Raw genomic sequence first — 22,313 nt, 5'->3', positions numbered from 1 at the left:
GGTTTTATTGAATATTACAAACGTTGTCAATAGATTAATGTGTACTTTTACCCCCTTTTTTTCAAAATACTTCTAAAAAACGTCACATTAAATCAGGCAAAAAAATGCTAAAATGAAAAGGCTCGAGCATTCAAAGAACTTTCATATTAAGAGGAGGAATTAAATGTTTAAAAAAATATTTTGTTTGTGTAGCTTATTGTTATTCATAGTACCAACCACTGCATTTGCGGAAGTAGATAATCATCAAGCAACTTCAAAAGAGACTTTTTCGTCCGCAAATAAAAAGATAGAAGAACTCTCACCCCAAAAACAAGAAATTGTTAATGAAATTAACCAAGAATTAACCAAGAAATTACAGAATAAAAAGCGTACTATTGTTGGAAATGAAGTCGAAAATGCATTAGTGGATTTAGCTTTTGATTTTGCATTTAAGAGGGAGAATCCCCTTTTCAGTTTAATCGCAAGTATAGGAGGCAGTTCTAATACTAGTGAAATAAATAATTGGTTTAATTTACTGAAAAATAAAAAATCAAGAACTTTAACTGTTTATGATGAAATAACCAAAACGAATATTAAATTAGTAGGAACCTATATAGATAATAATTCGGATGAAACAATTATTGTACATAATGGCTATAGAGCACCGTCAAACGCTATCTATGAACAGGCTAAATTATTTTCCGACTTAGGCTATAACATACTTTTACCAGATACTCGTTCTCATAACCAAAGTGAGGGAACCTATATTACCTTTGGCTATTATGAAAAGCAAGATTTAAATAAATGGATTGATCAAGAAGTTAGCCTAAAGCCACACCAAGAAATTATTTTATTCGGAGCGTCTATGGGAGCTGCAACCACAATGCTCTCACAAGAAACTCCTCACAAAAATGTAAAAGCCTATATTGAAGATAGCGGCTATTATTCACTTGAGCAACAATTAAAAGATACATTGCACTTATTGACGCAATATTTCGAATATATACCTCTTCTTAATGAAATAGATTGGAATAATGAAGAAAATCGATTAATTCAAATTTTAAATGAACGACAAATAAAACCTGTTCTTGGGTTTGATTTATATCAAGTTTCACCCTTAAACAGTGTCACTAAGTCAACATTACCAAAGTTATTTATACATGGTGAGGCTGACTGGTTTATCCCCCCCATTTCCTTAGATATACTTTACAAAAATGCTGGAAAAGGTTATAAAGACTATTTATTAGTACAAGGTGCCGAACATGTGGGAGCTTATAATGTTCAACCTGCCTTATATAAAAATAAAATCACATCTTTCTTAAAAAATGTAGAAAATATGCGCCCAGAACCTGCCAAACTTCGTGATTTAGAAAGCGGAGCGAGAGTGATATCTGGTGAAGCATCGAAAAATGCCGCATATACAATAGTAGTACAAGAAAAATCCGGTCAAGTCTTACAAGAGTATCATGGAACTGTTTCAAATACAGGAGTCTTTGCTATTTCTGTAGAACCATTACCTTCAGGGGCCAGTGTCATTGTGACGATTGAAAAAAACGGTCTTAAAAGTAAACCAACAAAAGTAATCATTGAGGATAAAACGCCGCCTGCTCTCCCAGTCGTAAATAAAATATATGATACTACTAAAAATATAACAGGTCAGGCTGAACCTCATGCTAAAATATCCGTTAAGAATAGTGCGGGTGATATAATTGCTCGTGGAGTAACAGATAGTAAGGGCAATTTTAGCATATCCATATCGAATCTAAAAGCATCTCAAGAATTATTTATTACAGCTACTGACATATCTTTGAATGAATCTGCAGCAACAAAAATGATAGTTGAAAAATCTAGCACAGAAGAGACTGATACAGAACAGGATTTTTGGAGTTGGATTTGGTCGATTATTAATTCTTTATTCGGTATTTAATTGCTTCAAGTAAACTTTTGATAAAAAATCACCCCCTTTATAGCTTGGGCTATAATTTGATTTTCCAATAAGAGGAAGAATAAAAAGTTGTCAGTGTTATATTGTTATGATGCTCATTATAAATGCTTTCAATGTATTAAAAACAAGCGAGTTTAATCTCTTGAAAAGAAGAAAATAATTAACCAGGGAAACCCATTTTCTATTGACTAGAAAATGGGTTTTCAGTGTAAATAATAGCTTACAATCTGTTAATGGTATCAAACCTACAAAAGCCAACTTAGATAGTATTTTTAATAATATAGCTTGGAATGATGTAGAAGATAATCAAAAATACTTATTCTATGCGCATGATGATATTTCTTGGTATGTTTGAAACAGTGAAAGTTTGGAGTATCAATTAGTTGATAAGACTTTTGGGGAAGTGATGGAGGTATTTGGAAGTTCCAATGATAGGATGGAATATGCGCTCAAAAACTTTGTCTTAGAAAAACTTAAAATTTAACTAACCTGTCCCCTAAAATAGGGCTCAATATAAAATACTTCAGCTGTATAGAAGAAACATGTGATTAAAAAGACCGTGGAGTTTAAAAATGTCCACGGTCTTTTTCTTTCTAGTTATTTTTCCAAATTGACAGCAGCCCTATCTTGCCTTTATTTAAAAGTTGTGTGATTATGACAAAATACGAATATGCTCGTTTAAGGAATAGCTTTTGATTCTTGTAAAGGGCATGCGGCTTTTCATCGGGATACGTCTTTTTAAGCCTTTTCCTACTATTTACGGCCGTTTATTATCTTAATTCAATTTCCACAAATCCTCGGACGCTATTTGTCAAAAAAATACGTGTTGCTAGCTCTAAATCGTCAAAAGTTAAAATTTGTTCAGCGATTTCTCCTGTCTGAAGTAGCGTCTGCCGAAAGACCCCAGGAAGGAGGCCGCATGAAAGCGGAGGCGTTACAAGTTTTCCGCCGATTTCCAAAACGAGATTTCCAGAGATGAATTCCGTGAGCTCTCTTCTTTCGTTATAAAGCAAAGTTTCCGTGACATCTGGTTCGCGAAGCTCCTCGTACATTTGGCGGCGGGTCGTTTTGTGCGCTAAAAACACATTTTGTGCGAGTGGTTTTGTGGCAATTTTGGCTGTCCAAATGGGTGTCTTAGAACTTATTTCCTGTATATCAAAAATAAATTCCCCGTTTTGCTTTAGCTCAGCTCGGAATTTAAATACGCCATTTGCATGTTCAGCAGCAGCTGCCAGTAAGAGCGTGCGAGCGGCAGAACGCTCAAATGGCAACTGCCAAAATTGTGCGCTTTTTTCCAAACGATCCAAATGAGCATGAAGCCGCTTTAATTCCCCGTTTTCAAGTCGGATGCTTTCAATTAATTCGACGGGTGGGAAAGCATCTGCTAGAACAGCCGATTTCGCTTCAATTTCTGCAAATTCTGCTTTTGCGTCAGAATCCCAAACGATACCGCCACCAACTCCGTAGCGTGCCGTGTTTGCCGCAGAATCAATTTGAACCGTCCGAATTGGCACACTCCAAATCATGTCCCCATCTGGCTTCGCGAACCCAATTGCGCCGCAGTAGACTCCGCGCGCCGAAGTTTCGAGCTCGGCAATGAAATCCATCGTGCTTTTTTTCGGCGCCCCCGTAACCGAACCACACGGAAAGAGTGCCTCGAAAATTTCAAAAAGGGATTTCTTCGCCGCAAGTTCTGCTGTAACCGTCGATGTCATTTGCCAGACCGTAGGATACGGTTCAAGCTCACATAAACGCGGCACACGCACCGAACCCGGGCGCGCAATTTGGCCAAGGTCGTTTCGCAGCAAGTCGACGATCATGACGTTTTCCGCACGGTTTTTTTCGTCGTTCGCCAAAAAATTCCGTCTCGCCGCATCTAATTCTGCCGTGTCACCCCGTCGAATCGTGCCTTTCATCGGCCGCGTCGTCACGTTCCCCTTTTCCACCTTGAAAAAAAGCTCAGGTGAAGCAGAGAGAATTTGATGTGTGGACGTTGTAAGCATTGCCGTGTACCTTGCGGCGCTTTGTTCCCGAAAATGCATGTACGCAGAACTCGCCTCGAATCCAGCCAGCACAGGGCTGTTTAGGCGTAGCGTGAAGTTTGTTTGATAGGTGTTTCCGGCCGCAATTTCCGCGCGAATGCGCGCAATGCGTGATTGATATTCTTTGAAAGTCATATCTGCGGTAAACGCAAAAGCCGGCTTTACACGGGAAGGCACCTCGAAATTTGAAACCGGCGAAAGAAATACCCCAAACCAAACGAGTGGCAATTTTTCGTCCGCATAAAAGGTTTTCAAATGTTTATTGAAGGCAGGAGCCGCCTCGTAGCTCACAAAGCCCGCGATATAATAGCCTTCTTTCCGCCGCTTTTCCGCTTGCTCAAAAACAGTTTCGACTTCCTGATATGTATAAGCCGTTAAAATTTCCTTTGGTTCGCTAAAACATAATGTTTGCTCTTCGAAATCAAAACGCAACTGATTCGCCATAAGCCACCTCTAAAAAATTTTTTAAAATAGGATGCCCATGTTCCGATAAAATGGCTTCTGGGTGGAATTGTACGCTAAAAATGGGAAGTGCCACGTGTTCTGTCGCCATTAAAACGCCGTCTTCTGTCCAAGCCGTTTCAATTAGCGGGCTTTTTACACCAGTTACCGCAAGCGAATGATAACGCGCAACATCAAACGTGTGTGGCAAACTACGGAATAAACGCGTTTTATTATGTGTGATGGTACTGGTTTTGCCATGAACAATTTCGGGGGCAGAAACAACACGTGCACCGAAAAATGTGCCGAGCATTTGATGCCCTAAGCAAATCCCAAAAATGGGTTTTTTATCAAAAAAGCGCTCGATAAAAGCTAGCGTCTCTGGGTAATCGGTCGGTTTTCCGGGTCCGGGTGATAAAATAATGGCATCATAATGATTTAAATGGGCAGCATCAGGTAGGTTTTCTGAAAAGACGATATCAACTTCTGCTTTTAGCTCTAAAAAATACTGGTATAAGTTATATGTAAATGAATCATGGTGGTCAATAATGAGTAACATCGAAATCCCCCTTTCGTTACTATTTCTTTTATAGCAAATTAAATAAGCTTACACAAGTGAAGTTTGAAATTTTTGTTGTGGTGGAATGAAATAAAAAACTAACATTTTGGAGGGATAGAGATGCGAAATGAGCTAGAAGAACGAATTCTAAATGTGCTAGAGGATCATAAAATCGGCGTTATGGCTTCTGTGAAGGATAAATATCCGCACGCTAGATATATGACTTTTTTTCATAAAGGGTTGACGCTTTATACAGCAACGCTAAATACGCTTCCGAAATTGGACGAAGTTAAGCGCAATCCACATGTTTGTGTACTAATTGGCTACTGGGGAGAAAATGTGAAAACGGCGTTTGTCGAATTTAATGGGCGTGTTGTTGTGGAACAAAATGAGGCGGTAGTGGAAGATATTTGGAACCAAATCAACTCAGAATGGGTGGATAAAAGGCAACCTGGGTTTACGGTGCTGAAAATCATTCCAGAGCAGATTCGCTTGTTTGATCTTCCCACGGAGGAACCAGAAGTACTGGATTTAATTTAAAGGCTTGAAAAATCCTCTTGAATGGTTTAGAATACAACTACATTGATAAAAGAAAACGTTGACAAGAATTAGTACCAAATTTTTTGTTTAAAAGAGAGCAGGTGGCTGGTGGAAACCTGTAACAAAAATTTGCGAATCCGTCTTGGAGTGAATGGTGGAACACTTTTTGTTAGTAAGTCATTCCGGTTGGAGCCGTTAAATCCAAATGAAGCTGGAGATTTTCACAATCTCAATTAGGGTGGCAACGCGGATATCAACCTCCGTCCCTTCTCTGTATGTTTGTATTACAGGAAAGGGACGGGGGTTTTTTGTTGGAGCTCTTAGTGCTTTAGCACTTAGAGCTCCAATATAAGACCGATCGAAGAGAGGTGTTAATCCAAGGTTTTAGTGCTTTAGCACTTAGAGCTCCAACTAAATACAAGGAGTAACGCATCCCTTTTTCGACTACACACATATACAAACCATCTTATTTAAATAAAGGAGGACTAGTTATGTTAGACGTAAAATTATTAAGAAACAATTTTGAAGAAGTGAAAGCAAAGCTCGCACATCGCGGCGAAGATTTAGGTGATTTTGAAAAATTTGGGGAACTAGATGCGCGTAGGCGTACACTCATTTTGGAGACGGAGGCGCTAAAGTCAGAACGTAATGCCGTCTCGGAAGAAATTGCGGTTTTAAAGCGCAACAAGGAAAATGCTGATGCAAAAATTGAGGAAATGCGTGTTGTGGGCGATAAAATTAAAACGCTCGACATTGAACTAAAAGACATTGACGAAAAATTGAATGCCATTTTGATGGCAATCCCGAACATTCCGCATGAATCAACGCCAATCGGTGAAACAGAAGATGACAATGTAGAAATTCGCAAATGGGGCGAACTCCCCAATTTTAGCTTTGAGCCAAAAGCACATTGGGATTTAGGTACGAACCTTGATATTTTAGATTTTGAAGGCGCCGGCAAGGTAACTGGGAGCCGCTTCGTATTCTATAAAAAGCTCGGTGCACGTTTAGAACGCGCGCTTTTAAACTTCATGATGGACCTTCATTCCGAAGAACACGGCTATGAGGAGATGCTCCCGCCGTACATGGTGAACCGCATGAGTATGACGGGAACGGGTCAGCTTCCGAAGTTTGAGGAAGATGCTTTTCTTGTTGAAAAAGAGGATTATTTCTTGATACCAACAGCTGAAGTCCCAGTGACGAATTACCACCGTGACGATATTTTAAAAGCAGAGGATTTACCGCGCAAATACACGGCGTTTAGTGCGTGCTTCCGCTCAGAAGCAGGATCTGCGGGTCGCGATACACGCGGATTAATCCGCCAACACCAGTTCAACAAAGTCGAATTGGTCCAGTTCGTCAAACCTGAAGATTCTTATGAAACGCTTGAAAAGTTGACGAACAACGCAGAAGAAGTGTTAAAACGCTTAGAACTTCCGTATCGTGTGCTTAGTATGTGTACGGCTGATTTAGGCTTCACAGCAGCTAAAAAATACGATTTAGAAGTGTGGATTCCAAGTTATGGTGCGTACCGTGAAATTTCTTCTTGCAGTAATTTTGAAGCATTCCAAGCACGTCGCGCCAATATCCGCTTCCGCCGCGAATTAAATGGTAAGCCTGAATTTGTACACACTTTAAACGGTTCTGGCCTTGCAATTGGTCGCACGGTCGCTGCGATTTTAGAGAACTATCAAGAAGAAGATGGCTCTATCCGCATTCCAAAAGTACTTCAAGGCTATATGGGTGGAATCGAGAAAATTGAGGCGCCTAAATAAATACACAAAAAAGCCCCTAATGTATTAGGGGCTTTTTTTGTGTATTCTATTTTCTAAAAGGTTGTCATTTTCTTTTTGAGGTGGCTGGGTTTTTCATTTCTATTTGATTAATCGAAGCTAAAACAACTAATCCTAAATGCTGTTCCACATCCTGAGGCGTCTTAATGGTTGTATCAAGCAAACTTCTGACAAACATAATTATAAGACCGAGAGTACATCCAAAAGCGACTGAAAAAATGAGCATTAAAATTTTATGTGGCTTGATAGGAGCCATTTCGGGCGTGTAAACGGCGGGCGATAAAGTATATACATTATTGATTTTCATAATTTGTGGAATGGTTTTGCTGAAGGCTATAATCGTTTCGTTTGCAATCTTAACGACATCTTTTGCATTTGTTCCTTCCACATTAACATGAATAATTTGAGAATCTGCAGGGCTTGATATGGTAACCATTTGACGTAATTCATGAACGGAGTACTTATTATTCATTGTTTTTGAAATTTGTGTCAAAATACGCTGGCTCTTCATAATGGATGTATATGTACTAACAAGTTGTAAATTAGCTTGTACCGTTTGCGCATCAGCGGGGTTTTTCACAGAAGTAGCCTGATTAATAATGACTTCTGCTTCACTTTTATAGACGGGGGGAGAAAAAAAGTAAAGATACAATATCATGGTGAATAAGCATGTGCATGTACTAATTACGAGTATCCATTTGTTTTCTTTGAAATAATTCCATAGTTGTCTTACATCTAAGCTGTTTTCCATTGCGTCCTCCAGACTTTAGCAACACTAAAAATGAATCTAAGTGTTTTCTAGTTGTTTTTAGTTATGTGTAGAGCTATGAAGAGAGGTAAAACTTTTTAATATTTTTGTGAAACAAGTATTATTATGTTTTTTGCATGTGCTTGTTATTTTTATCACAAAGAAAAGTTACTGCTACATTTTATCATTCTATGTATATTTTGAGAAGAGCGGAAATCACAATTTAGTAGTTTTTTCATAAAAATAGGCTTCATTATGGGGCGAAAATGTGACAGTTTGTTTTATAGGGATTTATAAGGGCTTAATCGCGTTGACAAGCATTATACAGCGTAGTATATTTTAACACAAGGTTAATTATTACCGCTAAAGAAAAGAGGTCAACCTAATATGCCAGGTTTTTTTGGATTTATTTCAAATCAAGAAATAGCATTGGAAAATGATATTGAAATCTATGATATTTTTGATACAAACGATAACCTTATTGAAGAAAAAAAGACAATAAACGCACCTCATTTGTATGGTCGTTTTTTTAGAAATACAGTTAAAAAATTTGAAAATGATAAAACGTTCTCTCAAGATGAAGAAACATTTTGTATTGTTGATGGAGTAATTTTAAATAAGATTGATTTAATGGGAAAATATGAAATTAAAAATGGGGATATGTTTTCCTTAACAAAGAAAATGGCGAAGCTTGGAGCTGAAGCATTCTTTGATGAGTTTCGAGGTCATTTTTCAGGAGTGTTTTTAGATAAAAAAGCCAATACTTTTAATCTATATACGAACCATATTGGAAATAAAGAAGTCTTTTATTATTTAGATAAACAAGCAGATATTTTGTATTTTGGTACCGATGTGGATGTTCTTATGAAATTGATTCATAAGCATACGGGGAAGAGGTTTAAGTTAAATAAAAATGCGGCGTATAGCATGATTACGCATTCCTATACATTATGTAATGAAACACTTTTTGAAGAAGTATTTCGTTTAACTCCAGGACATTATTTGCAATATTCAGCTAAAGGAATTAGTAAAAAGTGTTATTTTGAAATTGATAATACACCAATTGATATGACAGAGGAAGAGGCAATGGCTAAAATTAATCAGCTCTTTAGAAATTCTGTTAAGCGTTCTTTTGATAAGGATAAGGAATATGGCTACAAGCATATAGCGGCTTTAAGTGGCGGTTTAGACTCAAGAATGACAACTTGGGTTGCGCATGATATGGGCTATACAAACACTTTAAGCTATACTTTTTCGCAAACGGATTATATGGATGAAACGATTCCTAAGCAAATGGCAGGCAAACTAAAAAATGAGTGGATTTTCAAGTCGCTTGATAATGGGATTTATTTGTATAAATACTTTGAAGAAGCGGTTAAGATTTCAGGTGGCAGATGCCAAAGCTGTAGTATTACACCAACGCTTAGCATGGCTAATACTTTAAACATGGATCAATTTGGTATTGTTCATACGGGTCATTTAGGCGGTGCGATATTAGGGACGTATTATGAAAAAGGTAGAAAAGAAGACTTCCATCCTGGCGCAGGTGCGAATTCGACTCGATTGATTGAGAAAGTTCAATATACGGAAGAGAATTCCGTTCATTTAAACGATAAAGAGATTTTTAAACTGTATAATCGTGGTTTTACTGGTAATCTTATTGGACTAAAGCCATTTCTTAAAACAACTGAAGCCATTTCTCCGTATACGGATGTTGAGTTTATGTCATTTGCTCTGACCATGCCGTTTAAATACCGGACGGGGCATAGCATTTACATTAAATGGATTAATAAATATTATCCAGAAGCAGCTAATTTTGTTTACGATAAAGTGAAAGGGAAGATTAGTCGGAAATTAATTACGGTTAAAGGTGTATCCATTCCTTGGACGAGTATTCCAGCTGCATTTGTTAAACTTTTGAAAATCAAGCTTGGTTTGAAATTGAATTCAAAAAATCATATGAATCCGATTGACTACTGGGCAAAAATAAATCCAGAATTAAGCCGTTTTTATCAAGAATCATTTAAGAAAAATATCCATTTAATTAAAGATGAAGAATTGAGGAACGATTGTAAAGTTGCATTTGAGTCGGGAAATTCAATGGAAAAAGACCAAATTATTAGCTTTATGGCGTTTTTGAGAATTATGGAAGGGTATATGGAATAATTTCATATATTCTTTAACGGTATCAATTGTTGTATCCAACTTGTTGTTTGCTTATCTCGAAGTTTGCTTGAAGGGATATTGCAGAGAGGACATCTAGGTATGAAAAAAAGTAACAGCATTTTAAATAAATTTTTATCAATTTCAGTTGGAAGCTGGATAGCACTTATTATTGGTTTCATTAGTACTCCAATTGCAACTAGACTAATTTCGCCAGATCAATTTGGTAAAGTGTCTATGTTTTTGCTTGCAGCTGAAATACTAGGCGCTGTGGCATTATTAGGCGCTGACCAGAGTTTTAATCGATTTTTTTATGAAGAAGAAGAAGATAAGCGAAAGTATTTATTATTGATGTGCTTAAAGCTATCCATGGCTGCCTTTCTAGTTTTATCAGTCGGTGTATTGATTTTTTATAAAGATGTTTCGAGTTTTATCTTTTCCTATGTAAGTTTTTGGCTCGTGTTATTACTTATTCTCTATGCCTTTTTGCGAATAATCAACACGTATGCGTCCGTAGTTGTTAGAATGCAGCAAAAAGGTAAAGTGTTTTCCTTTAAACTTATTTTGAGTAAATCGCTTGAGTTTGCTGGAATTTTGATGTTTGCCTTCTTTTTAGGAAATCAATTTGAAGTTATTATTTATGCCTATATGTTTAGTATGGCAGTCGTTTCGATTGTTATTATCGGAGTGGAACATAAGTTTTGGAATTTCTTTAAAAAAGGAAGTCTTAAAATAAAAAGCCATTCATCTGATATTTTGAAGTACGGCGTTCCACTAATGATTACACTTTTAATGACGATGTTATTTGAATCCATTGACCGAATTGCAATCAAACATTGGTCTAACTATACTGAAATCGGCTTATATTCTGCAGCTTTTAAAATTGTAACAATCTTAAATACGTTGCAACTTAATTTTACTGCATTTTGGGTGCCTTTAAGCTACGAGAAATTTAAGGAAAATCCGAGTAATACGCACTTTTTCAGAGACATGCAAGTAGTGGTAAGTTATGCAATGCTTATTATCGCGGTGTTAGTAATTATGTTTAAAGATGTTATTGTACTCTTGCTTGGCAGTGAATATGGTGGTGCCGCACAGATTATGCCGTTCTTAGTCTTTGTTCCGGTACTATATACGATTTCAGAAGTGACAGTGGTAGGTATCAATTTTTATAAAAAAACAAAATTGCATATTCTTATTGTAGCTTTAGTATGTTTATGTGGTATTGCCGGCAACTTATTACTTGTGCCTTATATTGGTGCGACTGGTGCTGCGATATCAACGGGTTTATCTTATATCGTGTTCTTTTCACTAAGAACTTACTTTTCATTAAAGCACTTTAAGGTGAGTTATAAGTTAGTTCAATTATATGCAAGTATTGCCATGCTTGTAGGATATGCTTTTTATGCGACTTTTGCCGAGGGTGTATGGAGTTCTTTTTTCATAGGAATTGCGATATTTATCATAATTTCATTGGTGTATCGTAGCACTGTGAAAATAATGTGTCAGAAACTAATGGGTATTATAGGGTCGTTTGCGCGAAAGGGGTGAGTGCAAATGGCTGTAGACTCTTCATTTTAGAGTAAAGTCATATTGTGAGTAAAAGTGCTTTGCTTTATACTGAGAATGGGAAAATTTACAGATAAAAATAAAAACATGTAAGGATGTAATCACCATTAAAAAAAGACCTCTAAATGTATATATTTTTATAATACTAACCGTGGCTTGCCCAATTATAGATATGATAAATGGTTTCTTCCTAGCAGCTGGTACATCTACTCCAGTAGGTGTTGTCTATCGTTTTGGTTACTTTTCATTCTTAGTTTTCATGATCATAATTGAGAAACTTCCAAAAACGTATTATACCTATTTAACCATTTTCTTTATACTCGGAAATTTGTTGATGTTTTTCTTGCAAGGAATTTTCCTGAATACTAGTGCATCATTTATGTTCGCGGATTTCTCCGTGTATATAAAATATTTTTTATGGGTGCTAATACCTTATTATGTGTATCAACGAAGAGAAATTTTCAAAACAATAAATTTCGAAAATATATTTCTTGCACTCGGCTTTTTGCTTTCCATTGAACTTTTAATCCCATATACTTTAGGCGTTGGGCGTCAAACTTATTCAACAGCAGGTGCGGGATATAAAGGCTTTTTCTTTGAACAAAACTCAATTTCATTTGCGCTTATTATTACATTAACCATGACTACACATGTCCTTATTAAAGAGTTGCAAAAAAGATGGGGAAAAAAGGTACTGTTTTTACTCTTGCTTTTTGCTGGAAATGTGGTAAGCCTATTCCTTTTGGCGACAAAAACGGTTGTTGTATACGCGGTTCTGACTGTCATTTACCTTTTAATTCGAGTAATCTTTAAAAAACATTATCATTCGAATATTCAAAGAGCGTTTGTATGGTTATCGGCCATTTTTGCGGTAATCTGGATATTTTTTAAAGGTATTCCATCTGCAACTGAGCTTGTATCAGGATCGGTTACGCGCATGCAATATTTTTATAGAGTGTACGAAGGAGACTTATTTCGCTTACTTTTTAGTTCTAGAAATGTCTTTTTAGAAGGCGCAGCCAAACTCTTTTTTAATGATCCAAACTTTAAGTTCACCCTCTTTGGCGGGCAAGGATTCCAGTATCGGTTTGAGAAATTTGGTCGCTTAGGCATCGTTGAAATGGATTTCTTTGATTTATTTTTCAGCATGGGGCTTATTGGCACAATTCTTTTCATTGTTATGATGCTATATTTTATTTCCCAAGCTTTTAAACGCAAAATGAAATCTATTTATACATTTGCCCTAGTCGTTACATTAATTTATATCTTTTTCGTTGGGCATGTTCTATTTTCGGCCATGTCAGCAACATTCCTTGGCTTGATTTGTGCGGGGATTGTTCTTTCGGGCAGTAAAAAAGATGATGAAATGCGAACAAAAATGGATATTGCTAAACCTTAAAAGTAGCTTTTTTAGAAGGCTACTTTTTTGTTTTGAAAAATACACAACTTATCCATATCTTTCTAGGTGAATTTATGGTATTTTTAAACATGTTGATTAAATTGGAAAGGAGGGAAAGAGATGAGAAAAGCAATTGCTGAATTTATTGGAACTTTTGTTTTAGTGTTGTTTGGTACTGGGACTGCTGTTTTAGGTGGTGGAATCGAAGGTATTGGTATTCCAGGCATTGCGCTTGCGTTTGGTTTATCGATTGTCGCGATGGCATATAGTATTGGAACCATTTCTGGGTGTCATATTAATCCGGCTGTTTCTATCGCAATGTTTGTCAATAAACGTTTATCTGTAAAAGATTTGGTAGTATACATAGTAGCACAAATTTTAGGTGCCATTGTTGCAACACTAACACTACGTACATTCTTAATTTCTTCAGACTTAGCCACTACAAATTTGGGGCAAAATGGTTTTGGTAATTTAACCGCTTCAGGAGCGTTTCTAGTAGAAGCTATTCTAACTTTCGTTTTTGTTTTAGTTATTTTAATTGTAACAGGGAAAAATGGAAACGCACCGTTTGCAGGTCTAGTTATCGGTTTAACACTCGTTTTAATTCACTTATTAGGTATTCCATTAACAGGAACATCAGTGAACCCTGCAAGAAGTATTGGACCAGCATTATTTGCAGGCGGCGAAGCCCTTTCGCAACTTTGGCTGTTCATCGTGGCGCCAATTGTTGGTGGTGCTCTTGCAGCTATTGTGAGTAAATTTGCATTTAATAGCGAAGAAAATTAAGTCTAAAAAAGAAACCGCAAAGCATGTCTTGCGGTTTTTTTTATTGCAATTGTTGTTCGGCGAAAGAGGCATAAAGCGGGTGGCTTTCAACTAGTTCGGCATGCGTTCCGCGCCCTGTAATTCGCCCGTTTTCAATGAAAAGAATTTGGTTTGCCGATACGATGGTTGACAGACGATGTGCAATAACGAAAGTTGTCCGACCAGCCATTAAATTCGCAAGCGCTTGTTGTACGATTTGTTCGGACTGGCTGTCTAGGCTCGCTGTTGCCTCGTCTAGCATTAAAATTTTAGGGTTTCTGAGGAAAGCACGTGCAATCGCAATTCGTTGTCGCTGCCCGCCAGAAAGTTTGATGCCGCGTTCACCTACTTCAGTTTGTAGTTTTTCCGGTAACTTTTGAATGAATTCATCGGCGTAAGCTAATTTGGTGACGGTCCACAATTCGTCTTCGCTTACTTCACGGTTTAAGCCATAAGTCAAATTGTCTGCGATGGTACCTGATAGCATGGCGCTTTCTTGTGAGACGTAGCCAATTTGGGAGCGCCAAGATTTGGTCGAAATCGCTGTAAGCGGTGTATCGCCAACATAAATCGCGCCAGTTGCAGGCTCGTAGAAACGTTCTAACAGGGCAAACAAGGTCGACTTCCCGCCACCACTTGGGCCAGCAAAAGCTACGACTTCACCCGGGTTTGCCGTAAAGTTAATGCCGTCAAGAATGGTGTCACCAGTTGTATAGGCAAATGACACATCTTCAATATGAACTTTTTTACCCGAAATATCTTCTTCAACACCATTTTGAAGTTCTTCACTCTCTTGCTCTAAAATTTGTGAAATACGTTCGGTGGCTCCTTTTGATTTCTGTAGCTGCGTGAAGAATGTGACAAATGATGTGACGGGTACAATAATCTGAAACAAGTAAAGCAAAAAGGCGATGAGCGTTCCGGTTGAAAGCGTCCCGGAAGCAACGCGAATACCCCCATAACCAATGATGGCCACAATAACCCCCATGACGACAAAGAAAATTAGCGGAGCGAGGACGGACATCACTTTTGCCTCGCGAATACCAAATCCAAACAGACGATTTATACCTTCTGAACCGCGTTTTTGTTCTAAGTCTTCCGCGTTTGAAGCCTTCACTAAACGTGATTCTGACAACGTTTGGCTAATCATACCTGTAAAGTCAGCCGTCTCTTTTTGAAGTCCTTTTGAAATTTTAAACATTCGCTGCCCAAGTGGCGCTACGATTAGTGCGGTAAAAGGAACGGCAATTAAAATAACGAGTGTCATTTTCCAGTCCATAAAAAGCAAAATGGTGACAGCACCGATTACTGAAATAATCCCTGTAACAAATTGTGGTAAGTGGTCGGCAATGAGTTCTTTAAGTAAAACAGTATCGTTAATCATTCGGCTCACTGTTTCACCAGTTTTCGTATTATCGTAATAAGGAACTGGCAAATGAATGATTTTGTTCCATAAACGAGTGCGAATGGTAGCGACCATTTTTTGCCCCATATAATTAAGTAAGAAGACAGAGAAGCCATTTGCAATTGCTTGAAGAACAAATGCAGCGACGATGATAGCAATCAAACTGCCATTTATTTGTGATAACGAAAAGCCATCAATGAAATTTTTTGTAAAAAGTGGTACAACAAGTCCAGCGATGGTTGTGATGATGCTTGTGATTAAAGCTAGACCAATAATCCAATTTGCTGGCTTTACTGAACCGAGAAGGCTAAAAAATTTGCTCCATGTGTAAGTCGTTTCAATAGTTTTTTTATTCATGTATTTTTTCCTCCATTCCCGTTCTATTATATAGAGAAGTTTTATACAGCGCGTCATGCTTAAGTGGTAATTTTTTAAGAAATGTTAGTGGAAAATTGTCACAAATAATTCATTATTGGTCATTTTTCGTCTAAAATCAGCTATAAATATAGATTTATCGACTAATAAAGTGATTTAATTCACGATAGTTTAATAAATTTTTGTATAATCAGAACATTGCGCCAATTTAAGTATGTTATAATTTATAGAACTAAAAGCGTTTACAAGGAGGGCCTATGTTTTCTGTTAAAACCGAACATGTTAACTTAGAGTTGAAAAATTTATTAGAAATTTGTTATGAGCATCCGAGGTACAATGAAAATTGTTCAGTTTTCTCTACCAAAAAAGGAGATGTTCTCCAAACCATAGACGAAGGTAAAAAGAAAGTTTACTTTATCTTAGAGGGCTATTTTGGTGTCTTCATTCAAAGAAAGGCTAAAACAGCACACGGAGCATCATCAAAACAGGCCATTATTCGCTTTTTGCAGAAAGAAGATACATTTGGCCTGCAACATATATTTTCAGATGGCTCTGAATCAAAAGTTTGTATTCAAAGTCTTGGGAAGGCAAGAGTCATGGAAGTTGACAGCAAATTTTTAAGTGAAATTCTTGAAGAGATTGATCCAAAGCGCAATTTCATTTTAGCTCAAATGGGCATTAAAATAAATGAATCAAGAGAGTTTTCGGAATTAAGCTTTTATAAAAAAGAAGAGCGGATTCGAAAAGCATTACTCCAGTGTGCGAATAAGCTTGGAACTTTTTCACAAGATGGTATTATTTTGCCGAAAGAAATTACTCAGGAAGTTTTGGCGCGTTACACAAGTACATCTCGCGAGTATGTCGCGTGCACAATTCAAGCTTTAACTAAAGAAGGAATTGTTCGTAATAAACCAAAACCGTTATTAGTTTTGGATAAATCAAAATTGTAGAAGATTGAGATGCAGCATGTGACAAGCTGTATCTTTTTTTGTTTTGTAAAATTTGCGTTATAATGGAACCGTAATTTGAAAGCGTTTTAAATGAAGGAGGAATTGGCATGAAATTTTTCATTGATACGGCGAATGTGGAGGAAATTAAAAAGGCTAACCGAATGGGTTTTATCGCTGGGGTGACGACAAATCCGTCGTTAATCGCAAAAGAAGGCCGCGATTTTGGTGAAGTGATTCAGGAAATTACGGCTATTGTAGATGGTCCAATTAGCGGTGAAGTGGTAAGTCTTGAAGCAGACAAAATGGTTGTTGAAGGTCGTGAAATTGCAAAAATTCATCCAAACATGGTTGTGAAAATTCCAATGACAGACGAAGGATTGGCGGCTGTGAAAGTGTTAAACGGCGAAGGGATTAAAACGAATGTCACGCTTGTCTTTTCAGCAGCACAGGCACTTCTAGCGGCGCGTTCAGGCGCAACCTATGTGTCGCCATTTTTAGGGCGCCTTGATGATATTGGTCAGGACGGGTTAGAATTAGTTCGCGATATCGCTGAAATTTTTGCTGTTCATGATATTCAAACGGAAATTATTTCGGCAAGCATCAGACACCCCATCCATGTTACCGAGTGTGCGCGAGCAGGGGCAGATATTGCTACAGTTCCGTACAAAGTGTTTGAACAGATGCTAAAACACCCGCTTACAGACACAGGGATTCAGAAATTTTTAGCAGATTATGAGGCAGCAAAAAAATGAATCGCACATATCTTGTGAAAAAAGAACATCGTATGACACGGACAAACCCACTTTTTGCTCATAAAAATGAAGGGATTTGGACTTTTCAAGAAGATGAAGAATACCCAGGATGGATTTTCTGCAAAGTAAAGGCAAATGGTCTAGAAGGCTATATACCAAAACAAATACTTATTTGGGATGAAAGCGGAAAGTCTGCTACCGTTTCTGAAGACTACTCAGCGCGTGAGCTCGCTGTAAAACCAGGCGATAAGGTCGAAAGTAATCGCGAACTAAACGGCTTTGCGTGGTGCGTCAATGAGGACGGGATGGCCGGCTGGATTCCAATCAGTAAATTATAATCTATAAAATGAACTTTTGTAGCCAAAAAAAATGATATAATGATAGCCAATCATTTAAATTTAGATGATTGGCTATTTTTAATGAAACAATTTACGAGAGAAAAGAGGTTTTGAAGATGGCAAATGTCAAGCAACTTCAGGCGGCTATTTTTACTGCTAAAAAAATTGTGTTTTTGACGGGGGCGGGCATATCGGTGCCTTCTGGGATACCAGATTATCGTTCGAAAGACGGGTTGTACAAAGGGTATGAAGATCCTGAGTATTTACTGAGTGTTACTTGTTTACATCGTGAACCAGAAGTATTTTATAAATTTGTGAAGGAAAACTTGTATTATCCGAAGGCAAAACCAAATGGGATACACATGAAGATGGCTGAACTAGCGCGGGATAAAGAGATAACGGTAATTACACAAAACATTGATGGTTTACATGAAAAAGCGGGTTCTAAAAAGGTAATTGATTTTCATGGCAACCTCTATGATTGCTACTGTCAAAATTGCGGGGCAACGATTGCTGCTGCGTCATATTTAAAATCGCGTTTTCATGAGGATTGCGGCGGTGAAATCCGTCCAAACATCGTTTTATACGGCGAAGGAATTTCTGAAGATGTAATTTCAGGTGCTGTTTCAGCAATGCAAAATGCGGATTTAATTGTCATTGTGGGAACGAGTTTCCGAGTAAGTCCATTTTGCAATTTAATTGATTATCGAAATAATGCGGTGCCGGTTTTTGCAGTGAACAAGGAGGCGATTCAGAGCGCCACGCCGATTGAAATGATTCAGGCGGATGCGCTGCAAGTATTTGGAAGGCTTTAAGGAAAATGAAGCGCGCAGTTTTGACCAAAAGGATAGAGCGTGGTAGAATTTGAGTAACTGGGAGTATTTCTCAGTCAAAATTTTCTTTTTATAAGGAGTGGACGGCTACATGTCACCTGACCCCGAGAGTCAGCAGATTATCTTGCAACTATTACTTATTTTGGTGTTAACTTTACTCAATGCATTTTTTGCTTCGGCAGAGATGGCGCTTGTATCATTAAATAAAGGTCGGATTAAAAACCAGGCTGAAAATGGTGATAAGAAAGCGAAAAAACTTATGGCGCTGATTGAAGATCCAAGTAACTTTTTAGCGACAATTCAAGTGTGTATAACGCTTGCTGGTTTTTTCTCAAGTGCTTCGGCAGCGACAAGCATTGCGACTCGTTTTGAATCCTATTTAGGCGGCGGGGCATTTGCTAAAGAAATGTCGATAATAATCGTCACGGTTATTCTTTCTTACATTACACTAGTATTCGGTGAGCTTTATCCGAAGCGAATTGCCTTACAAAAATCTGAAACGATTGCTCGCTTTTCGGTTGGACCCATTCGTGTTGTTGGAACTGTCCTTCGCCCGTTCGTAAAATTATTGTCGCTTTCGACAAATGCGCTTGTGAAATTAACGCGTATGACGGATGCGGTAGAAGATGACCGTATGACGCGTGAAGAAATGCAAATGCTTATGGAATCGAGTACAAAAGACGGTGTTATTGAGGAAGAAGAGCTCAGCATGTTACGTGGTGTATTCGAACTGGATAATAAATATGCCCGTGAAGCGATGGTACCGCGAACAGATGCCTTTATGCTTGATGTGAATTTTCCACCAGAAAAAATTTGTGATTTATTGCTAGAGGAAAACTATTCGCGAATTCCTGTCTATATGGGAGATCAGGATTCAGTTTATGGTATTTTGCACCTAAAAGACTATTTTGTAGAGGCTCGAAAAGTTGGCTTTGATCATGTTGATGTTAAAAAACTGGTAAAAGAAGCTTACTTTGCACAAGAAACAATGTTTATTGATGATTTACTTAAAAATATGCAGCGCACACGTAATCAGATGGCCATTTTAATGGATGAGTACGGTGGTGTTGCGGGAATCATTACAATTGAAGATTTACTAGAAGAAATTGTCGGCGATATTGACGATGAATATGATGATTTAACAAATGAATTTGTAAAAATAAATGACCATACTTATGAGCTTGACGGGATGCTTGCGTTAGATGATTTTAGTCGCATGTTTCACGTGGAACTTCCTGCTCGTGGCGTGGATACTATTGCTGGATTTGTTCTCACGCTTCTAGGCAGTATTCCAAACGACGGGGAAAAAGTAGTGGCAGAATATGAACAGTTTACGTTTACAGCGCTTGAAATTAAAGACGCTCGTCTTATTTCACTTCGCGTGGAAGTTAACCCCGTTCAAGAAGGTCAGATAGAAACACCGAGCGAAACATGATGGCTTACTAAGTTTGCCAGAAGCAGGGCGATTTGTCCTGCTTTTTGTATAGGAGGGAGCTATAAAATGCCAAACATTAAGGATATTGCAAGGCGGGCGGGAGTTTCAGTGACGACTGTGTCACGCGTTTTAAACAATCATCCATATGTAGTGAGCGAAAAGCGAGAGCGTGTACAAGAAGTGATGCGGGAACTTGACTACATACCAAACCGAAGCGCGACAAACTTGGCGCTTGGCAAAACAAACACAGTTGGTGTGATTTTGCCTTATAATGATCATCCGTGGTTTGATAAGGTTGTAAACGGCGTTTTGGATGCAGCTTTTGGAAAAAAGTATTCGGTGACGCTTTTTCCAACTGGATATGACGCGAAAACAGAGGAAAAATATTTGATGATGTTAAAAACAAAACAGGTTGACGGGATTATCATTGCCTCCCGGGCGAACACGTTGGAGCTGATTCGGCAGTACGCAGAGTATGGCCCCATCGTTGTGAGCGAGGAAACGGATATCCCTGAGCTTTCGTGTGCCTACATCGACCGCGCAAAAGCATACGAAGAAGGCTTTCTTTTTTTGAAGGAAAAAGGATATCGTGACGTCTGTTTTACGAATGGACGTGCTAGAAGCATAAGCCCTAGTACGCGACACAAAATGAGTGCTTTTGAGAAAGTGTTCCAAAAAAAAGCGGCAGAATATGCCTTGAATGATTGCTACACAGTTCAAGACGGCATAGCGGCTGCCCGATATTTTTTTGAAGAACGTGGCATAAAACCAGATGCGATCTATTCAAATGGCGATGAGGTCGCGGCGGGGATTATGGTCTATGCACGCGAAAAAGGTCTTCGTGTGCCAGAAGACTTGGCTATCTTAGGGCAAGAAAATTTGCCAATTGGACTCGTGCTTGACCTTACAACGCTCGACCACAATCTAAAAAAATTAGGCGAAACGGCTTTTTCCATATTTTATTCAAAAGAAGTAAGAAAAGAGCGAATTGAGCATACTCTAATTGTTCGAAAATCAGTCTGAAAAATTTTAATTGAAAACGCTTGACATGAAACCCGTTTCATCATGTACAACTTAGGTAGAGACTTTGAAGGGGGCGGAAATAATGATTGTGTCAGGCATTTGCAAGGTTTATTCAGGAATTGGTATGGAATATCAGTACGGAGAATTTTATGTGGAGCGTGATTATCTAGTCTTTGAGCAAAACTATAGTTATGGTTTAGGGAAACGTCACACATATCCGCTTGCGAGTTTACGGAACATTGCACTTGTTCCAGAAAAAAGTGGGCAATATTTAACGTTTTCTTGTGATAATACTCGATTTGAAATTGCAGATAGCACAAACAAATTGAAACCATTTGCTGATGAACTTCGGGCTGAAAGATACGGCATGCAAGAACCAAATCGTATGAAGCGCAGCAAATATACACCGCATCATCATTATGTTTTTGCAAAGTAAAGGAGGAATAAAAATGTATAAAGCGATTATTTTTGATGTTGATGGTACAATTTTAGACACGGAAAAAGCGGTTTTACATTCTCTTCAATCTGTTTTGCATGAAGAAGGACTTTCCTATACACAAGATGAATTGCGTTTTGTTTTAGGGATAACAGGCAAAAAAGCACTCGCCCAACTTGATATTTTAGACGAAGATGAAGTTTTTGAGAAATGGGTGGAACGCGAAGCATCGCTCATTCATGAGGTGGAAATTTTTGAAGGCATAAAAGAGGCGCTCGAAGCGATTCCGCAAAGTGGCGTTGTCACATCCAAAAATGCGGTGGAAATGGAAAAAGGTTTTTATCCGTTTGGCATCGATCATCACTTTGATGCAATTGTTTGCGCGAGCGACACGACCGAACATAAACCTCATCCAGCACCTTTGCTTAAAAATATTGAAATGCTGAATTTAAAACCTTCCGACGTCATTTATATTGGCGATTCCGCGTATGACATGGCCTGTGCGCACGCTGCCGGTGCTCATTTTGGTCTCGCACTTTGGGGAGCCAAATCAAAAGAAGGGTTTGAAAAAGCCGAATTTATTTTTGAGACACCAGAAGAAATTTTGATGCATATATAGAGGCGCAACCTCTGTCGTTACAACTTTCATTCTATCATACTAAGATAAGAGGCAAGACCACAGCTGTGGTCTTGCCTCTTATCTTAGTATGTTTTTAATGCGTAAAGGCCAAAAAAATTCACAAAGTAGTCACAATTTGAAAGCAGTTCGAATGGTATACTAAAA

19 protein-coding genes and 1 other annotated feature are annotated in these 22,313 nt (G+C 38.1%); of the genes, 15 read left to right on the top strand and 4 right to left on the bottom strand.

Translation table 11 applies throughout. The annotated features are described in order from the left end of the window. Nucleotides 1–163: 163 nt before the first annotated feature. Nucleotides 164–1,906, top strand: coding sequence for an alpha/beta fold hydrolase (locus R8923_RS13870; protein ID WP_485873352.1), 1,743 nt, complete (start codon nt 164–166; stop codon nt 1,904–1,906). A 788-nt stretch (nt 1,907–2,694) separates the two neighbouring features. Here R8923_RS13870 and pabB read toward each other — a convergent pair. Beyond that, the gene (gene pabB, locus R8923_RS13865; RefSeq protein ID WP_485873351.1) at nt 2,695–4,410 is read right to left on the bottom strand and encodes an aminodeoxychorismate synthase component I; all 1,716 of its coding nucleotides are present in this window, start codon (nt 4,408–4,410) and stop codon (nt 2,695–2,697) included. Continuing rightward, nucleotides 4,388–4,966: an anthranilate synthase component II gene (locus R8923_RS13860; protein ID WP_485873350.1), complete on the bottom strand. Its 579-nt coding sequence runs from the start codon at nt 4,964–4,966 to the stop codon at nt 4,388–4,390. Before R8923_RS13860 ends, pabB begins: the two co-directional genes overlap by 23 nt. 120 nt (nt 4,967–5,086) lie before the next feature. Between R8923_RS13860 and R8923_RS13855 the strand changes: the two genes are divergently transcribed. After that, nucleotides 5,087–5,506: a pyridoxamine 5'-phosphate oxidase family protein gene (locus tag R8923_RS13855; RefSeq protein WP_485873349.1), complete on the top strand. Its 420-nt coding sequence runs from the start codon at nt 5,087–5,089 to the stop codon at nt 5,504–5,506. 49 nt (nt 5,507–5,555) lie between these two features. Further along, nucleotides 5,556–5,777: a binding site (T-box leader), on the top strand. A gap of 220 nt (nt 5,778–5,997) precedes the next feature. Next, nucleotides 5,998–7,281 carry a serine--tRNA ligase gene (gene serS / locus R8923_RS13850; protein ID WP_485873348.1) on the top strand — a complete coding sequence of 428 codons (1,284 nt, stop codon included), beginning with the start codon at nt 5,998–6,000 and terminating at the stop codon, nt 7,279–7,281. Between the two features lie 64 nt (nt 7,282–7,345). Here serS and R8923_RS13845 read toward each other — a convergent pair whose 3' ends face one another. After that, entirely contained in the window at nt 7,346–8,050 is a 705-nt protein-coding gene (locus tag R8923_RS13845; protein WP_485873347.1) for a YveK family protein, read from the bottom strand. 384 nt (nt 8,051–8,434) lie between these two features. Between R8923_RS13845 and R8923_RS13840 the strand changes: the two genes are divergently transcribed. The 4 genes from R8923_RS13840 to R8923_RS13825 all read left to right on the top strand — a co-directional run bounded on the left by R8923_RS13840 (nt 8,435) and on the right by R8923_RS13825 (nt 13,964). After that, entirely contained in the window at nt 8,435–10,213 is a 1,779-nt protein-coding gene (locus R8923_RS13840; RefSeq protein ID WP_485873346.1) for an asparagine synthase-related protein, read from the top strand. 99 nt (nt 10,214–10,312) lie between these two features. Continuing rightward, nucleotides 10,313–11,761, top strand: coding sequence for a lipopolysaccharide biosynthesis protein (locus R8923_RS13835; protein ID WP_485873345.1), 1,449 nt, complete (start codon nt 10,313–10,315; stop codon nt 11,759–11,761). Between the two features lie 457 nt (nt 11,762–12,218). Continuing rightward, nucleotides 12,219–13,178, top strand: coding sequence for an O-antigen ligase family protein (locus R8923_RS13830; protein WP_485873344.1), 960 nt, complete (start codon nt 12,219–12,221; stop codon nt 13,176–13,178). Between the two features lie 120 nt (nt 13,179–13,298). After that, nucleotides 13,299–13,964, top strand: coding sequence for an MIP family channel protein (locus R8923_RS13825; RefSeq protein ID WP_485873343.1), 666 nt, complete (start codon nt 13,299–13,301; stop codon nt 13,962–13,964). A gap of 40 nt (nt 13,965–14,004) precedes the next feature. On the opposite strand, the gene R8923_RS13820 is transcribed toward R8923_RS13825, so the two are convergent. Further along, entirely contained in the window at nt 14,005–15,744 is a 1,740-nt protein-coding gene (locus tag R8923_RS13820) for an ABC transporter ATP-binding protein (RefSeq protein WP_485873342.1), read from the bottom strand. Between the two features lie 275 nt (nt 15,745–16,019). On the opposite strand from R8923_RS13820, the gene R8923_RS13815 reads away from it, so the two are divergent. The 8 genes from R8923_RS13815 to R8923_RS13780 all read left to right on the top strand — a co-directional run bounded on the left by R8923_RS13815 (nt 16,020) and on the right by R8923_RS13780 (nt 22,148). Next, nucleotides 16,020–16,712: a Crp/Fnr family transcriptional regulator gene (locus R8923_RS13815; RefSeq protein WP_485873341.1), complete on the top strand. Its 693-nt coding sequence runs from the start codon at nt 16,020–16,022 to the stop codon at nt 16,710–16,712. A 107-nt stretch (nt 16,713–16,819) separates the two neighbouring features. Then, on the top strand, nt 16,820–17,464 hold the full coding sequence (gene fsa, locus R8923_RS13810; RefSeq protein WP_485873340.1) for a fructose-6-phosphate aldolase: 645 nt from the start codon (nt 16,820–16,822) through the stop codon (nt 17,462–17,464). Further along, the gene (locus R8923_RS13805) at nt 17,461–17,802 is read left to right on the top strand and encodes a hypothetical protein (RefSeq protein WP_485873339.1); all 342 of its coding nucleotides are present in this window, start codon (nt 17,461–17,463) and stop codon (nt 17,800–17,802) included. Before fsa ends, R8923_RS13805 begins: the two co-directional genes overlap by 4 nt. Before the next feature lie 116 nt (nt 17,803–17,918). Beyond that, nucleotides 17,919–18,617 carry an NAD-dependent protein deacylase gene (locus R8923_RS13800; protein ID WP_485873338.1) on the top strand — a complete coding sequence of 233 codons (699 nt, stop codon included), beginning with the start codon at nt 17,919–17,921 and terminating at the stop codon, nt 18,615–18,617. A gap of 109 nt (nt 18,618–18,726) precedes the next feature. Further along, complete coding sequence (locus R8923_RS13795; protein ID WP_485873337.1) at nt 18,727–20,070, top strand: hemolysin family protein; 1,344 nt, start codon at nt 18,727–18,729, stop codon at nt 20,068–20,070. Nucleotides 20,071–20,136: 66 nt separating this feature from the next. Further along, entirely contained in the window at nt 20,137–21,093 is a 957-nt protein-coding gene (locus R8923_RS13790; RefSeq protein WP_485873336.1) for a LacI family DNA-binding transcriptional regulator, read from the top strand. A gap of 82 nt (nt 21,094–21,175) precedes the next feature. Beyond that, the gene (locus R8923_RS13785; protein WP_485873335.1) at nt 21,176–21,529 is read left to right on the top strand and encodes a hypothetical protein; all 354 of its coding nucleotides are present in this window, start codon (nt 21,176–21,178) and stop codon (nt 21,527–21,529) included. Between the two features lie 13 nt (nt 21,530–21,542). Beyond that, the gene (locus tag R8923_RS13780) at nt 21,543–22,148 is read left to right on the top strand and encodes an HAD family hydrolase (protein ID WP_485873334.1); all 606 of its coding nucleotides are present in this window, start codon (nt 21,543–21,545) and stop codon (nt 22,146–22,148) included. Nucleotides 22,149–22,313: the final 165 nt, after the last annotated feature.

This window comes from Listeria tempestatis (assembly GCF_963575625.1).
Lineage (GTDB): Bacteria > Bacillota > Bacilli > Lactobacillales > Listeriaceae > Listeria > Listeria tempestatis.
This window is presented reverse-complemented; position numbering and strand designations above follow the sequence as displayed.

What these genes read in the sequence shown, in the direction of transcription:
- R8923_RS13800 (WP_485873338.1), top strand. Translation starts at nt 17,919, where the DNA reads ATGGCAAATGTCAAGCAACTTCAGGCGGCTATTTTTACTGCTAAAAAA.
- R8923_RS13825 (WP_485873343.1), top strand. Translation starts at nt 13,299, where the DNA reads ATGAGAAAAGCAATTGCTGAATTTATTGGAACTTTTGTTTTAGTGTTG.
- R8923_RS13785 (WP_485873335.1), top strand. Translation starts at nt 21,176, where the DNA reads ATGATTGTGTCAGGCATTTGCAAGGTTTATTCAGGAATTGGTATGGAA.
- serS (WP_485873348.1), top strand. Translation starts at nt 5,998, where the DNA reads ATGTTAGACGTAAAATTATTAAGAAACAATTTTGAAGAAGTGAAAGCA.
- pabB (WP_485873351.1), bottom strand. Translation starts at nt 4,410, where the DNA reads ATGGCGAATCAGTTGCGTTTTGATTTCGAAGAGCAAACATTATGTTTT.
- R8923_RS13820 (WP_485873342.1), bottom strand. Translation starts at nt 15,744, where the DNA reads ATGAATAAAAAAACTATTGAAACGACTTACACATGGAGCAAATTTTTT.
- R8923_RS13780 (WP_485873334.1), top strand. Translation starts at nt 21,543, where the DNA reads ATGTATAAAGCGATTATTTTTGATGTTGATGGTACAATTTTAGACACG.
- R8923_RS13835 (WP_485873345.1), top strand. Translation starts at nt 10,313, where the DNA reads ATGAAAAAAAGTAACAGCATTTTAAATAAATTTTTATCAATTTCAGTT.
- R8923_RS13805 (WP_485873339.1), top strand. Translation starts at nt 17,461, where the DNA reads ATGAATCGCACATATCTTGTGAAAAAAGAACATCGTATGACACGGACA.
- R8923_RS13840 (WP_485873346.1), top strand. Translation starts at nt 8,435, where the DNA reads ATGCCAGGTTTTTTTGGATTTATTTCAAATCAAGAAATAGCATTGGAA.
- R8923_RS13790 (WP_485873336.1), top strand. Translation starts at nt 20,137, where the DNA reads ATGCCAAACATTAAGGATATTGCAAGGCGGGCGGGAGTTTCAGTGACG.
- fsa (WP_485873340.1), top strand. Translation starts at nt 16,820, where the DNA reads ATGAAATTTTTCATTGATACGGCGAATGTGGAGGAAATTAAAAAGGCT.
- R8923_RS13815 (WP_485873341.1), top strand. Translation starts at nt 16,020, where the DNA reads ATGTTTTCTGTTAAAACCGAACATGTTAACTTAGAGTTGAAAAATTTA.
- R8923_RS13855 (WP_485873349.1), top strand. Translation starts at nt 5,087, where the DNA reads ATGCGAAATGAGCTAGAAGAACGAATTCTAAATGTGCTAGAGGATCAT.
- R8923_RS13870 (WP_485873352.1), top strand. Translation starts at nt 164, where the DNA reads ATGTTTAAAAAAATATTTTGTTTGTGTAGCTTATTGTTATTCATAGTA.
- R8923_RS13795 (WP_485873337.1), top strand. Translation starts at nt 18,727, where the DNA reads ATGTCACCTGACCCCGAGAGTCAGCAGATTATCTTGCAACTATTACTT.
- R8923_RS13845 (WP_485873347.1), bottom strand. Translation starts at nt 8,050, where the DNA reads ATGGAAAACAGCTTAGATGTAAGACAACTATGGAATTATTTCAAAGAA.
- R8923_RS13860 (WP_485873350.1), bottom strand. Translation starts at nt 4,966, where the DNA reads ATGTTACTCATTATTGACCACCATGATTCATTTACATATAACTTATAC.